The 14,461-nt window shown below is 46.0% G+C and carries 14 protein-coding genes; 7 read left to right on the forward strand and 7 right to left on the reverse strand.

Features of this window, described 5'->3' with window-relative positions; genetic code table 11:
- Positions 1-203: 203 nt before the first annotated feature.
- Complete coding sequence (locus LEP1GSC061_RS01105; RefSeq protein ID WP_016543510.1) at positions 204-896, forward strand: oxidoreductase; 693 nt, start codon at positions 204-206, stop codon at positions 894-896.
- A gap of 106 nt (positions 897-1,002) precedes the next feature.
- On the opposite strand, the gene LEP1GSC061_RS01110 is transcribed toward LEP1GSC061_RS01105, so the two are convergent.
- The 3 genes from LEP1GSC061_RS01110 to LEP1GSC061_RS01120 all read right to left on the reverse strand — a co-directional run bounded on the left by LEP1GSC061_RS01110 (position 1,003) and on the right by LEP1GSC061_RS01120 (position 4,530).
- Positions 1,003-2,757, reverse strand: coding sequence for an acyl-CoA dehydrogenase family protein (locus LEP1GSC061_RS01110; protein WP_016543658.1), 1,755 nt, complete (start codon positions 2,755-2,757; stop codon positions 1,003-1,005).
- A gap of 268 nt (positions 2,758-3,025) precedes the next feature.
- Positions 3,026-3,832, reverse strand: coding sequence for a major surface lipoprotein LipL32 (lipL32, locus tag LEP1GSC061_RS01115; protein WP_016543704.1), 807 nt, complete (start codon positions 3,830-3,832; stop codon positions 3,026-3,028).
- Positions 3,833-4,122: 290 nt separating this feature from the next.
- Positions 4,123-4,530: a ParB N-terminal domain-containing protein gene (locus LEP1GSC061_RS01120; protein ID WP_016544113.1), complete on the reverse strand. Its 408-nt coding sequence runs from the start codon at positions 4,528-4,530 to the stop codon at positions 4,123-4,125.
- Positions 4,531-4,724: 194 nt separating this feature from the next.
- On the opposite strand from LEP1GSC061_RS01120, the gene metK reads away from it, so the two are divergent.
- The 3 genes from metK to LEP1GSC061_RS01135 are packed head-to-tail and all read left to right on the forward strand — an operon-like array spanning position 4,725 to position 7,207.
- On the forward strand, positions 4,725-5,885 hold the full coding sequence (gene metK / locus LEP1GSC061_RS01125; protein WP_016543398.1) for a methionine adenosyltransferase: 1,161 nt from the start codon (positions 4,725-4,727) through the stop codon (positions 5,883-5,885).
- Complete coding sequence (locus LEP1GSC061_RS01130; RefSeq protein WP_016543895.1) at positions 5,885-6,844, forward strand: transketolase family protein; 960 nt, start codon at positions 5,885-5,887, stop codon at positions 6,842-6,844. Before metK ends, LEP1GSC061_RS01130 begins: the two co-directional genes overlap by 1 nt.
- 45 nt (positions 6,845-6,889) lie before the next feature.
- The gene (locus tag LEP1GSC061_RS01135; protein ID WP_016544000.1) at positions 6,890-7,207 is read left to right on the forward strand and encodes an ATP-dependent Clp protease adaptor ClpS; all 318 of its coding nucleotides are present in this window, start codon (positions 6,890-6,892) and stop codon (positions 7,205-7,207) included.
- 58 nt (positions 7,208-7,265) lie between these two features.
- Here the strand turns inward: LEP1GSC061_RS01135 and LEP1GSC061_RS01140 are convergent, their stop codons facing one another.
- Together LEP1GSC061_RS01140 and lsa23 are read right to left on the reverse strand one after the other, a co-directional pair.
- A complete protein-coding gene (locus LEP1GSC061_RS01140; protein ID WP_016543700.1) occupies positions 7,266-8,441 on the reverse strand; it encodes a MaoC family dehydratase in 1,176 nt (391 codons plus the stop codon).
- Positions 8,442-8,516: 75 nt separating this feature from the next.
- Complete coding sequence (lsa23, locus tag LEP1GSC061_RS01145) at positions 8,517-9,113, reverse strand: surface adhesion protein Lsa23 (protein ID WP_016543795.1); 597 nt, start codon at positions 9,111-9,113, stop codon at positions 8,517-8,519.
- A gap of 59 nt (positions 9,114-9,172) precedes the next feature.
- Between lsa23 and LEP1GSC061_RS01150 the strand changes: the two genes are divergently transcribed.
- Positions 9,173-11,173, forward strand: coding sequence for a M3 family metallopeptidase (locus LEP1GSC061_RS01150; protein ID WP_016543497.1), 2,001 nt, complete (start codon positions 9,173-9,175; stop codon positions 11,171-11,173).
- A 53-nt stretch (positions 11,174-11,226) separates the two neighbouring features.
- Here LEP1GSC061_RS01150 and LEP1GSC061_RS01155 read toward each other — a convergent pair whose 3' ends face one another.
- Together LEP1GSC061_RS01155 and LEP1GSC061_RS01160 are read right to left on the reverse strand one after the other, a co-directional pair.
- Positions 11,227-11,463: a hypothetical protein gene (locus LEP1GSC061_RS01155; protein WP_016543541.1), complete on the reverse strand. Its 237-nt coding sequence runs from the start codon at positions 11,461-11,463 to the stop codon at positions 11,227-11,229.
- A gap of 139 nt (positions 11,464-11,602) precedes the next feature.
- Entirely contained in the window at positions 11,603-12,256 is a 654-nt protein-coding gene (locus LEP1GSC061_RS01160) for a glutathione S-transferase family protein (RefSeq protein WP_040507539.1), read from the reverse strand.
- 175 nt (positions 12,257-12,431) lie between these two features.
- On the opposite strand from LEP1GSC061_RS01160, the gene LEP1GSC061_RS01165 reads away from it, so the two are divergent.
- Together LEP1GSC061_RS01165 and LEP1GSC061_RS01170 are read left to right on the forward strand one after the other, a co-directional pair.
- Entirely contained in the window at positions 12,432-13,214 is a 783-nt protein-coding gene (locus LEP1GSC061_RS01165; RefSeq protein ID WP_016543739.1) for an SDR family NAD(P)-dependent oxidoreductase, read from the forward strand.
- 12 nt (positions 13,215-13,226) lie between these two features.
- Positions 13,227-14,405, forward strand: a complete 1,179-nt coding sequence (locus LEP1GSC061_RS01170) for a sterol desaturase family protein (protein WP_016543763.1) — start codon at positions 13,227-13,229, stop codon at positions 14,403-14,405.
- The last annotated feature ends 56 nt before the right edge of the window (positions 14,406-14,461 follow it).

The raw sequence follows: 14,461 nt of genomic DNA on the forward strand, positions 1-14,461 counted from the left end.
ATATTACAAAGAAATTTCGGTAGATATTGTTCAATGGGCATAGTCGCTCAAAATACTCCTTTCCAATTTGACTTCAATCGTTTCTTATTGTTTTGTAAAAGGAAATGCGGGAATCGGCTTACGGATTCTATTCGTCTGTTACGAAACAAATGGAACCTTTGATAAGATCCGAGGTCCCGAGGCTATATACAGGATGATGGGAAATGAATAATCGAATCGGAATTATTGCCGGCGCTACGGGGCTCGTCGGAGGGGAATTACTCCAGGAATTATTGATAGATCCTACCTGGTCCAAAGTCTATGTTCTTGTGAGAAGACCCCTGGAATGGTCTCACCCCAAATTGGAAACGATCCTTATTGATTGGGATCGTTTTCCCGCTCTTCCCGCCGGAATCACGGATGCGTTTTGTTGTTTAGGAACTACGATCTCTCAAGCCGGCTCCAAGGAGAATTTTCGTAAAGTGGACTACGAGTATGCGGTTTCTTACGCAAAGGCTGCTAAAAATGCGGGTGCGGATTCTTTTCATATCGTCACGGCTCTGGGATCGGATCCTCATTCTCTCATATTTTATAATAGGGTGAAAGGGGAAGCCGAGACGGAAATTCGTAAGATCGGTTTTTCTTCTTTGGGAATTTTTAGGCCATCGCTTTTGGATGGGGACAGAAAGGAGTTCCGATTAGGCGAAAAGATCGGCCAGGTCCTCGCGATTCTTATCAATCCTTTGCTCTTCGGGCCGATTCGAAAATATAGATCCATTCAGGGAAAGACTGTGGCAAAGGCTATGTTGAATCTGGCCTGGTCCGGAAAGAAAGGGACTTTCCTTGTGGAGTCGGACAGAATTCAAGTATTGGGAACCAGTTCCGCCAGATCCAATCTGGATTCGATCTTAGGATAGTTATAATAACTTAATGTTATCCTAAGATCGATCTAAGGATTTCGAGAGCATTTCGTTATGAATTAAGAAAGCCTGATCCTGGAAAATCCTAAAGGAAGAAGCGGTCCTAAACTAGAGCAGGCACTCCTTTATTTCGTATTCTAATTCGATTGTATTCCAATAGGGCGAGGCTATCCGTTTGGTACGAATTAACTAGAGAAGATCTTTCTTCTTTTGCCTTTCCTTCCAGTTTGGTTAGACTTTTTTCCAGAATCGTTCCAATGATTACTCTGGTCGCGGATTCCACGAGTTCGAAAGATACCTCGTCCTTATCCGGACCGTTCCCCAAAGAAACGTATAGTTCATGTGATTCGTCCAATTTTTCCCGAAGACCCTTTAGTTCCGTACTCGGTTCGAATAGATTCGCTTCCTCTTCCAGATATTGTCTTAGGATTCCTTTGGTGCCTAGACCGGTTACGATTCCTCCGATTGCGGCTACCACTTGTAGTTGAGTCGTTCCTTCGTAGATATTCGTGATGCGCACATCCCTATAAATACGGGAAATATCGTAATCGTAAGTATATCCGGCACCCCCATGGATTTGCAGGGCGTCGAAAGCGATTCTATTGGCCTGTTCGGTAATATAATATTTGGAAAGGGGAGTAAATAGGTTCGCGAGTTTTTCCCATTTGCGGATGCTTTCGTCTTTCTTGATCTCTCTTTCCTCGACGCCTTCTTCTTTCAATCTCTCCGATTTCCAGTGGTATAGATCGATGGAACGGGAAGCTTCTTGTAGAATAGAACGCATGGCGACGATTTCGCGATCCATAAGATCGAGCATTTTCTTCACTGCTGGGATATTACGGATCTTTTTACCGAATTGTTCTCTTTCATCCGCATATTTTTTTGCCTCATAATAAGCCGCGGCTCCTATCCCCATGGCTTGGCCGGCGATGGAAAGTCTTGCGCCGTTCATCATGGCCATCGAGTATTTTACGAGTCCGTACCCTTCTTCTCCTATGAGTATTCCGGGAGTATTCTCGTAGACTACTTCGCAGGTAGGAGAGCAATGCAATCCCATCTTGTGTTCTATTCCTGCGATCTGCACGTCCTCGCTTTTTACCAAGAAGAAGGAGAGTCCTCTCGCTCCGCTAGTAGGGCTTCCCGTTCTCGCCAAGGTTAGAATAATGGAAGGTTTATCGTCGAAACCGCAACCGTGAGTAATGAATCTTTTCGCTCCCGTGATTCTCCAGACTCCGTCCTCTCCTTTAATCGCCTTTGTCTGTAAATTCGGAAGATCGGATCCGTAATTCGGTTCGGTTAAGGCCATGGCTCCGCAAAGTTCACCGGCAGCCATCTTAGATACGTAGGTTTCCACCATCTCTTTTGTTCCGAATCTTTCCACAGTTTCGGCTAAATTCATACATCCCAAAGCGATTGCGAGAGATCCGTCCGCTCTGGAAAAAATCTCCATGAGCATCGCTTGAACGGAAGAGGGAAGACCGAGTCCCCCGTGTTTACGACCGATAGAATAGGGTAGAATGCCTGCTTCCTTCACCTTACGCACTCCGTCGATCATCGCTTTAGGGAATCGCACCTGTCCATTATGAAAATTTAATCCTTCTTTGTCCATTTCCTTGGCGACCGGAGCGATCGTGGTTCCGGCTATATCTCCCGCAGCCTCCAATACGGAACGATAGAATTCCAGAGCTTCTTCCTTACTTCCCGGAGCCAGGGAGAGTTCCTCTTTTCCGGATCTTTCGTATTCTTTCCGGTCTGAGAAGCCTTGCTCGAATGCATCCACTATTTCGTTCCAATCGATTATGGAATCGAAATGTAGGAGTAAATCCTCGTTTTCGGAAAAGTAATTATTCTCTATCATGATCGCTCTCCATCATAGCTTGTGAACAATGGTTCACTCCGGATCTTGTTCTTAAGGATGCCTTATTTCGCCCTGCGGAGAATGGAAAGAAGAAAAAGATAAATCCCCGGAATACACCAGAATAGGTTTGGAATAAGAATAATAACTCTGCGGATCGAACGCCGTTCGACGGGGCGAATGAGTATGTAAGGAATTTCTAAATTTTCTCCGGGAAATAAAAAAGCCGCTCGAATGAGCGGCTTTCCGGCAGAGCCGATTTTAAGAAGGATTACTTCTTGTCGCCTGCAACAGCTTTTTTCAAAGCTTCTTCAGCAGCGGTAGCTTGCTTTTGCAGTTCTGCAGGGTTAGCGTGCAGAATCGGAGAAAGTCCTGGAACACCCGGAGGGCCAAGAACTCCAACGGTAGCTACGAAAGATCCTTTAACTTCGCCCACTTTGTAAGTGGTGAAAGTGATTCTGTAAAGACCGCGAACTAAAAGTTTTTTAGTATCGAGGTTTTTCAGTTCATCAAGGCTCTTAGGCAGGTTAGGGATGGTGATGCGAAGCAAAGAGTTGTACTTAGCGTGACGCTCTTCGTTGTAAGTGTCGTCTCCGTCATCATTGTCTCCGAGGTTTTGCAGAGCTTTTCCTTTAGCAGCGCCTTCGATTTGGTTAGGCATAATAGCTGCTAAACGCTCAACACGGATCCAGGTGTCGAACCAGTTCGGCATGGATTTTTCTTCCGGAGTTGCAGCTTTGAAAGCGTCGCTTTGGAAGTCTTCGCTGGAAGGATCACCGATTTCGCCGGTAGGGGAAATGAGACGAACGCCGAGTTCAGCGATCGCTGCAGGAACCCAAACATACAAGAAATAAGATTTCTTTCCGTTTACGACTGCGTCAGCAGCTTGTCCTGGTTTGATGTATCCCCAATAGTTTACCGTTTCGGAATAAGGGGCAAAAGCTTTTTGAACTCCTACTCCGGGAACGTCGTGCTCACCAATCACAAAAGAACTTTTTAATGATGGTAGTCCACCGATACAAGCAGCAAAGCTGACCAATATAGCGGCGGAGAAAGTAAGGATCGAAGTTTTCTTCATTCGAGAGATCTCCTTGGTATGGATTGCTCAAGATAGAGAAGAGATTCCTTTTTGTAAATCTAATTAATAAATTTTTGTTTCCAGGGGTGTTTTTGCGGTGCAAAAATTCGAACCGGCAGGAAATTCTCGGGTCCCGTTTCGGAATCGGATTCCGAGACTCGCCTGTTCTGCGTTTTAAACTCGGAATATAAACGGGTTCTTGTTTCGGATCGCTTAACTCCGAAAAACTGTCTCATTGGAAAAAAGATATCAAACGGTAAGGATTCGTTTGTTTTTGCGAAACCTTTCGATTATCGATTTTGTCGACTGAAAAGCCAGGACAAAAACCATTCCCACAGGTCGATGAGCCAAGCGATCAGCCGCCCGAAGAGTCCGGTATTCGAATATCTGCGCAAAAGCCTTTGGGCTCTCTCTTGTTCCTCCGGGGTGAAAGGGAGACGCACATTGTTTTCTTCGGCTTCGATGAGTATTCTTTCCTTTTTACTCCTGACGTCTACGATTCGTACGTCCACGTATTCCCAGCCTAGGAGTTTTACGCATTCCAGCCTTCGTTCTCCGGAGACCAATTTATTGTCCAAATCGATAATAATAGGATGTAAGAGTCCGAGGTTTTGGATGGAGGTCTTAAGGCTCTGGAGATCGCCTAAGTCTTTGCGGATGCGGTTCTTAACTTTTATATCGGAGACCCGAATTTTCATCTAAGAAATCCTTTTTTCACCTGGAAAATCCTACAAATCAAATTCTAAGGTTTTTATTAAATTTCCGGTCGAGGCCGAACCTAAGGAGCAATTCGAATCGGATTCACTTGACATCGGCGACTTAGGTAGGTTTATAGTTTTAGGGCGCTAAAGAGGCGGCCTCTTAGAACAGTAAAAATAGGAATCTAAACCGAATGTCCCTGCAAGACTTTATATTTACCTCGGAATCCGTATCGGAGGGTCATCCTGACAAGGTATGCGACCAGATTTCCGACGCGATTTTGGACGCGTATCTCGCACAGGATCCTAAATCCAGGGTAGCTTGCGAATCTTTGGTAACTACCAACCTCGCAGTCATCGCAGGGGAGGTTACGAGCAAAGGAAAGATCGATGCGGCGGAGATTGCTCGCAACGTGATTAAGGATATCGGTTATAATGATATATCCCTCGGATTCGATGCGGAGTTCGCCGTGGTTTCCGCTCATATCCACGCTCAGAGTCCGGATATTTCCCAAGGTGTGACCGAAGGGGAAGGTCTCTTTAAAGAGCAAGGAGCCGGAGACCAAGGATTAATGTTCGGTTTCGCAATCGACGAGACTCCCGAACTCATGCCGATGCCTATCTATTATTCTCATGAACTCGTTAAGCATCTTGCAGGACTACGCCATTCCGGAAAACTCAAGTGGCTTCGTCCGGATGCAAAGTCTCAAGTTACCGTAGAATACAAGGACGGTAAGCCGGTTCGTATCGATACCATCGTAATCTCCACCCAACACACTCCCGACGTTTCCCATAAGCAAATCGAGGAAGCAGTAATCGAAGAATGTATCAAGAAAGTAGTTCCGGCTAATTTCCTGAAGGATACTAAATATTTCATCAATCCTACCGGACAGTTCATCATCGGTGGGCCTCACGGGGATACGGGACTCACCGGCCGTAAGATTATCGTAGATACTTACGGCGGTTACGGTCGTCACGGTGGTGGCGCATTCTCCGGAAAGGATCCTTCCAAAGTGGATCGTTCCGCAGCGTATATGGGAAGATATATCGCCAAAAACGTGGTAGCCGCAGGGCTTGCCTCCAAGTGTGAAGTGCAATTGGCATACGCGATCGGAGTGGCAGAGCCTGTTTCCGTTCACGTGGATACTTTCGGAACCGGAAAACAATCCGAAGAAGAAATCGTAAAAAGAATCCGAGCTAACTTCAGACTGACTCCTAGAGGAATCACCGAGTCTTTGCAGCTTCTGGAAAAAGGAAGAAAATACCGCGAAACCGCGGCTTACGGTCACTTCGGTAGATCCGGCGAGACCTTTACCTGGGAAAAAACGGATAAAGCAGGAGCATTGAAAGGATAATGGGAGCAGTTTCCGCATCTACAGCAGACCAAAAGGCGACCCGTGACGGATACGGGGACGCGTTGCACGAGTTAGGCGCCAAGCGCTCGGATATCGTTGTCTTGGATGCGGATCTTTCCGGATCCACCAAAACGAATAAATTCGCGAAGGCTTTTCCCGATCGTTTCTTTAACGTGGGAGTGGCGGAGCAGAATTTAGTCGGTCATGCGGCAGGGCTTGCGCTCTCCGGATATGTTCCTTTCGCTTCTTCATTTGCGATGTTTCTTTCCGGGCGCGCTTGGGAAGTGGTTCGAAATAGCGTGGTTTATCCCTTCCTGAACGTAAAACTCGTGGCGTCTCACGGAGGAATCACCGTGGGAGAAGATGGTGCTTCCCACCAATGTATCGAGGACTTCGCCACTATGAGGGCGATTCCGGAAATGGTAGTGATTTGTCCTTCCGATTATAATGAGACCAAGCAGATCATCCATACTATCGCGGATTATAAAGGACCGGTTTACGTAAGAGTAGGTCGTCCGAATGTTCCCGTGATCGAAAGGGAAAATTACCAATTCCAAATCGGTAAAGCCGAGGTCATGAGAGAAGGAAAGGACGTTCTAATCATTGCGAACGGAGTTCTCGTCGGCGAGGCTATGATCGCGGTGAAAGAATTGGAAGCGCAAGGCATCCAAGCCACTCTTCTGAATATGGCGACCATCAAGCCTATCGACGAGGAAGCCATTCTAAAATACGCAAAACTTTGCGGACTTGTGATCACTTGCGAAGAGCATAATGTGATCGGCGGACTCGGTTCTGCAGTGAGCGAATTCTTATCCGAAGTGTATCCGGTAAGAGTCCTGAAAATAGGTATGAAGGATACTTTCGGGAAATCCGGTACCTGGTCCGGGCTTTTGGATTATTTCGGTCTAAGAGCGAAAAACATCGTGGAATTAGCGAAAAAAGCGGTCCAATCCAAGTAAAAGAGAATCCGCCGGGTAGAGTTTCTCCGGCGGCCGGATACAGTCATGCCTCTCTCTCCCACAATTGAAGAAACGACTACAGAAGATCCTGTTTATACGGGAGGGCCTTGGAGAGTCATTCTTTGGGACGATAACGAGCATACCTACGAATATGTGATCGAGATGCTCATGGAAGTTTGTAAGATGACTCCCGAGCAGGCATTCGGTCACGCGGTGGAAGTGGACGCCCAAAAAAAGACGATCGTCTTTGCGGGAGAACTCGAACACGCCGAGCATATACAAGATAGAATCCTAAACTACGGACCCGATCCTTTACTTCCCGCTTCCAAAGGCTCCATGAGCGCCACTTTGGAAGGGGACTGATCCCTCGATACAAGTCCCTCAGTTTCCAATAGGGACTTGTCCGTCGTATCGAGGGGGATTACTTCTTCTTAACTAAAATCTTTCTTTCGATTTCGAAGATTTTCTCAGGAAGCTTTTCCTTCCCGTGTTTCTTCTTATCGTTTTCTTTCAGGAAGAGGTCCTCTCCGAATTTTTCGAAGGCATCGTTGGCCTTGATATTCTTGAGTCCGATGAACTGGATATGAACTTCTCCCGCCGGAATTCCGAACTCGGTTCCTCTATCTTTCACCGTTAGGATTCTTGAGATTGCGGTCACAGTGTCTCCGCTAAAGGACGGTTGGGTATGGTAACCTTCCGTGAAGCCAAGATCCCAGAGAACATTCTCCGTGGTATCTCTGGATGCGAGTCCGCAAAGCCATGCGAATACCAAACCTCCGTAAACCACAGGTTCTCCTCCCATGGGGCCGGAGATCCCCGCGGAATAAAGTTTATCGTAGTGAAGAGGATGTGTGTTTCCGACTCTGTAGGTCCAAGGGAAATGTTCGTCTGTGATCGTTCTTCCGTTCTGGTGGATATAGATCTGACCCGGCTCGAAGCTTTCGAAATACGTATCGCTCCAAGTTGCGGTTTCGAATCCTTTCGGAAATTTCAACTCAGGCAATTCGATCGTAGGGCTATTAGTATCCGGAAAGAAAGCGTCCTTGATCACCGGTTTCGGAGTTCCTTTCGGTTTTCCGTTGGAATGATAGATCATGATCTTTCTTTCGTATTGTATGACGAGTTCCTTGTTTTGGTTCAAGGCGATGGTTCTGACATGAACGATTCCCGGCTTATCAGGACCTTTATCGTCAATTTTGATGATTTTGGTCTTAGCGGAAAGTGTGTCTCCCGGATATACCGGCTTTAGAAATTGAACGTCGTAGTAACCTAGGTTTGCGAGAGCCTTTTCGGAATCGTTTTGGACTCCTAAGGAAAGAGCCAGGTTGAAGACCATTAAAGGGGAAACGAGAAGGTCCTTGAATCCATGTGCCTGGGCGTAAGGAGCGGAAAGGTATAGAGGGTTCGCTTCCATGAAGGTGGTTGCGAATTCCTGAGCGAATGCTCTGTCTATGGTAAGTTCTCTGGGATGCTCGAAGATGGCTCCTTCCGTAAACTCTTCTAAATAACGTCCGTATATGCCCCGTTTTACTTTACCGGTTTCTACCGGAGTTTTGGGACCCAATTCCGCAAAAGGGGGAGTAGGGATTTTTGCCATGAGAGAACTCCTGTTTGCACTTTTAGTTTCTTCCAGGATTTCGGGATTCGATTCTCGGAAAAGGCTTTTTCTCGTCTATTTACCGCCGAAATAATCATCCAATTGGCTCCTCGTTCCGAAGCGAGAACCTGCTATGGGTAATTCTTGTTTGGGTAAATCCGGATTATTGTCCTTCTCCCCGAACATATGATTCCAAGTATTCGAATATAAAATCGGAATCGAATTCTTCTCCTTCATTTGCGAAGAAGAAAGAGTCTTATCGAAATGTTCCACCGGATCTTGTAGGAAGATTTGATCTCCGGAATAAACGTTGGCGAGTTCCAGAGATACCGGCTTTCCGTTCGGATCCAGTTTCAGACGAAAGGATTCTATATCGTAGGTCCTACCGTAACGGAATCTACGATAGATTCTGTAAAAGAAGTCCTTCCAAGAGTTCGGATGGATTTCGTCCCGAAATACCAGACTGATTTGAAGTTCCGATCCTTGGGGAATCATCTCGCTTTTGCAGTAAACGGCGAGCAACACATTTCCCGACTTCACATCCGTTTCAGGTTGGGAAACCAAAAGAAAATTCGTTTTTGGACAAATCCCTTCTTGGGCAGGAAACACAGGAAGTTCGGGAGACCGGCAGCTTAAAATATAAAGGGGGAGGAGAAGAAGGAAAGCTTTCATTGTAGGAACTTCCGGGCGATTCGACCTCGGTTTTAGGTCTTTGTCAAGATGGAAAATGGATGCTTTCCCGTCCCGTCGCAGGAAGCTTGCTTTTAGGAGATCTATCCATGTCATTTCGAAACTTCCCGAATACTCCCCTGGAGACCCGAAAAGAAGCGGTTCGGGAAAAGTTACGGTCCACCAAACAGGTATTATCCGAAATTTTAGATAAAAAAGATCCTTCTTACGAATCCGTAATCCGTCCATTAAACGATTCTATGGAAGAACTCCAAGAAGAGTTCACCGTTCTCTCCCATCTCAATAGTGTGAAGAATAGCGAAGAGACCCAAAGCAATTATACGGAAATTCTGCCAGAAGTTACGGAGTTTTATAGCGAACTCGGCCAAAACGAGGAACTGTTTCGGAGATACAAAGAGATCTACGAAAAGGAAAAAACTTTTTTAAGCGGACCTCGTAAGAAGGTCTTAGAGGATGCGATTCTACAATTCCGCCTGGGCGGTGTCGGGCTTCCTCCGGAAAAGAAAGCCAGATTGCAGGAGATCCAACTTCGTTTGTCAGATCTGCAAAATCAATTCTCCCAGAATCTTTTGGATTCCACAAACGAGTTCGAATTACGAATCGATTCGGAAGAGGACGTGGCAGAGATTCCCGAATCGGATAAGGCATTGTATCGTAACGAGGACGGAACTTACACCTTCACTCTACAATTCCCGAGTTACAGTGCCTATATGACTTACGGCACCAATCGGGAAAAAAGGGAGGAACTCTATAAGGCGTACGTGACTCGTGCTCCTAAAAACGGAGCATTGATCGAGGAAATCCTGGCTCTTAGGGACGAATCCTCTAAAATATTAGGATATTCTAATTTTGCAGAATGTTCCCTCGCAACTAAGGTGGCGGATTCTCCCGTTCAAGTTTTGGATTTTCTGGAGAGGATCGGAAAACTAGCTAAGCCCGTAGCGGAGAAGGAATTCTCGGAGTTAAAAGAATTCGCCGGCACTCTGGGAATCCGAGATCTCCAAGCGTACGATACCACTTACGTTTCGGAAAAATTAAAGAAGAAGCTGTACGATTTCGACGAGGAGGAAACTAGACCTTATTTCGAAAAGAATACCGTAGTCAAGGGAGCATTCTCCTTTTTCGAAAAATTGCTGGGCCTTGGCTTCGAAAGAGTGGAGGTGCAGAGCTGGGATTCCAAAACGGAAGTCTTTCATGTGAAGAATAAAAACGAAACGATCGCAAGGCTCTACTTGGATCTGGAAGCCAGAAAGGAAAAGCAGGGCGGTGCCTGGATGAACCATTGGGAAACCAGAAATCGTCTGGGACAGGACACGATTCTGCCGTCCGCGTTCGTGGTCTGTAATTTTCCTCCCTCCAAAGAATCGGCCCCTTCTCTTCTGAAACACTCCGACGTAGTGACTTTTTTCCATGAGATGGGCCATGCCCTGCATCATCTATGCGCGAAAATCGAAGAACCTCCAGTGAGCGGAATCAACGGAGTGGAATGGGACGCGGTGGAATTTCCCTCCCAATTTCTGGAAAATTTCGCCTATGAGCCCGAAGTTTTGTCTTTTTTCGCCAAACACCATAAGACGGGTGAGCCCATGCCTGCGTCCCTTTCCGAGAAATTGAAAGGAACCAAGAATTTCCTGGCCGGGATGGGAGTGGTCCGACAATTAGAATTCGGAATTTTCGATATTAGAATTCATTTGAAAAAACATTCCGAAACGGAAGTGCAAACCGTTCTGGACCAAGTAAGAAAGGAAGTGAGTGTGATCGTTCCGCCTTCTTATAATAAATTCCAAAACGGATTCGGACATATTTTCTCGGGAGGTTATGCCGCAGGATACTATAGCTATAAATGGGCCGAGTTGCTGGCTGCGGACGCTTTCTTCGCCTTCCGTTCCAAAGGGATTTTCGATCCGATTCTTTCCGAAAAATATAGAACGGAAATTTTGGAGAAGGGAGGCTCGGAGAACGCGATGGTATTATTCAAAAGATTTTTAGGAAGGGATCCCGAGCCGGATGCGCTACTAAAGCTGTACGATTTGGTAGCTTGAGGGCTTAAGGGAGAATGTACTCGCAGTAGTTCTACGAGTGCATTCGATTTTCCTTAAGAGAGTTTTTTGCGGAAATTCTGCAATAGCTGTTCCGTACCGGACAGCAATAATTCAATCTGATCTAAATCAATATTATAGACTACGTTCGTCTTCAAAGACTCTTTGAAGGAGTTGGCGTCGATTTTTTTCTGATCGTAGTTATCCTTTAAAAAGTTATACCAACCTGCTAAGATTACTTTTAGATGAGGAAGTTCTTTGATGGGGACCGAAATGACTTTCTCTGCTTCCATAAGGACACCAGCAGGTTAATTTCCGAATCGAACCAGTCAACCAGATTTTTCCCGCTCGACCTGTTCCTTCCGTTTTCCGAAGAATCAGTCACGCAGCGCACAATAACGGATCGAAGTTTAGAACCCTTCGCAACTCAGATCATTTACGAATCCGTTTCAAAGCCTTCATAACCACGGATCTCGGTTTGTCCACTTTCGCGGCGTTAGGGGTCGCGGAGATCCTTTCTAGATATTCCTTTAATCCGGGAATTTGCTCCACAGGATTCGGAGAAATCCAATCTGCGAGATGTTCTAATACGATCGGAAAAGTGGCATATGCGGAGCAATCGGCCGCGGTAAAATTCTTACCTGCGATGTACGGATCGAATTTTACGATTCTGGAAAGAGCCTTGGCCCCTCTTTCCAAAGATTTTTTGACGGATTCCACCGTTTCGGGAGGAACGGGGTCTCCGGCGACTAGTAACGTATAGATCCTACGAGCGGGAATATCTATATAATTTTCGATAAAAACGATAATGGATCGAACCAATGCGGCCTCTAAAGGATCGGAAGGGATGAGACGCTTGGTATAAGGATATGCCTGGTCCAGAAATTCTAGAATAGCTTGGGATTCGAAAAGATAGACTCCGTCCACTTCCAAATAGGGAATCTTTCCCATAGGACTTTTTTTCAGGAATTCCTCCTCTTGGGAGAAAGGCGTTCGGATATCTTCGAACTCCAAACCTTTTTCCAAAAGGGCCAATTTGACCTTATTCGTATAATTACTTATCGGGTAGCCGTATAGTTTGATCATAAGAGTAGAGGAGAATGGTCTAAGCCGGAAAAGAGGTCAAACTTTTTTCCTCCTACAAAATGTAGGATCTTAAAGCCTAGTTTCGAATTCCGTTTTCTTCTTTCCTTAATAGAATTCGAGTCCTAAGATTGACCTCCAAATAAACGGACCTCGGTTCGGAAGGGATAATGGAATCATGAAAAAAACGGCTTTGATCACCGGAGCGACGGTGGGGATCGGCTATGAAATTGCGAAGCTTGCTGCACAGGACGGATACGATCTCATCTTAGTGGCGAGAAATCAAAAGAGTTTGGCTTCTGCAAAAAAAGAATTGGAGAAGCTAGGAGCCGGAGTCGAAATTCTTTCCGCCGATCTTTCCGATCCTAAATCTCCTAAGAAAATCTACGACTTTGCGAAAAAGAAAAAAGCGATCGTGGATCTTCTCGTGAATAACGCCGGATTCGGGACGAACGGTAAGTTCCATGCCTTGGATTTAAAGGAAGAATTGAATCTCATCCAAGTGAATGTGACTTCTTTGGTGGAACTCACTCATCTTTTCCTGAAGGATATGAGAGATAGGCACTCCGGAAAAATTCTAAATGTGGCTTCCACCGCCGCTTTCCAACCGGGACCCATGATGACCAATTATTACGCTTCCAAAGCATACGTGTTGTATTTCTCGGAAGGAATCGCGGAAGAAGTAAGAAAAGACGGCGTGACCGTTACCTGTCTTTGCCCCGGACCCACCAAAACCGAATTCTTTAAGAGGGCGGAAATGGACGGTTCCGCGATCTTAAATAGCGGCCTTGTACCTAAAGCAAACGCATCCGACGTAGCCAAGATCGGATATGAGGCGGTAAAATCCGGTAGAACCGTCGTGGTCTCTGGGATCGCTAACAAACTCATGGCTCAGTCCGTTCGGATATCTCCGCGCTTCCTGGTGAGAAAATTGGCCAGGATACTGAATACTGTAGGCTAGGATTCAGACAAAATGGAAGAAACCCTTTTAGACAAGGCGGTCCCTTTCTTTTTAGGTCTCGTCGTCGTAGAAGCCGTTTGGGGAAGACGAAAAGGCGTCTATAGATGGAACGACTCGGTGGGAGATTTGGCGACCGGAATTCTGTATTCCTTGAGCGGGGTTCTGATTACGATCGCGGCCCTATTCTTATATAAGGAAATCGGAATGTATTCTTCCGTTCAGACCTTATTCGGATGGGGAGAATTTCCGAGCGGATCTCCTTTGCAGAAGGGAGAAGGCGGATTCGTTTTTAGCCTAGAAAACCTTCTCGCCTGGGGCTTCGTACTGATCGCGGTGGATTTTATTTATTACTGGTTTCATAGGGCCACTCATGAAGTGCATTTTCTTTGGGCCTGCCATGTGACCCACCATTCCAGCGAAGAATTCAATCTGACCGTGGCCTTAAGGCAATCCATGTTCCAAAGAATTTTCGAATATGCCTTCAATTTGCCTCTGGCGCTCTTGGGGATTCCATGGTGGATGTTCTTCGTTTGTCATTCCATTCTAAAGATCTATCAATTCTGGGTACATACCAGGCTCGTCGGAAAATTGGGATGGATGGAAAAAATTCTTCTGACTCCATCCCACCATAGGGTACACCACGGAAGGGATCCGGAGTATCTGGATAAAAATCACGGAGGGATTCTGATCCTTTGGGATAAATGGTTCGGAACCTATACGGAGGAAAAGAAGGAGCCTATTTACGGACTTACGGAACCTTTACCCACTTTCAATCCGGTTTGGGCCAATTTTCACGTCTATTTTTCCCTTTGGGATCTGATTTCCAGAACTCCCTCTTGGAAGGATAAGATTCTTCTAATATTCAAAAAACCGGATTGGAGACCCGTATTTCTAGGTGGAGAAAAGGAAGTCCCTGAGATAGATCGGACCAAATACCGAAAATACGATCCGGAAATTCCGAATTCCTGGAAGATATACGGGATACTTCAGTTCATTCTTCTCGCGGGAGCTTCCGTATATCTTTTGAAATTGATCAAACTAGGAAAGGTTTCCACAGGCTTTTATCTAGGCTCTTCTATCTGGCTTATTTTCGCCTTTTTCCTGTTGGGGCTTCTTTGGGACGGAAGGAAGGGAATTTGGAAATGGGAAGGAATCAAGTTTCTAAGCCTCGGACTCTTTTACTTTTTTTAAAGCGCATCGGCCGGCCCTCCGAATTCGTTGGACAAAAGAGAAAATCGGGCAATTTT

The organism is Leptospira wolffii serovar Khorat str. Khorat-H2 (assembly GCF_000306115.2).
Taxonomy (GTDB): domain Bacteria; phylum Spirochaetota; class Leptospiria; order Leptospirales; family Leptospiraceae; genus Leptospira_B; species Leptospira_B wolffii.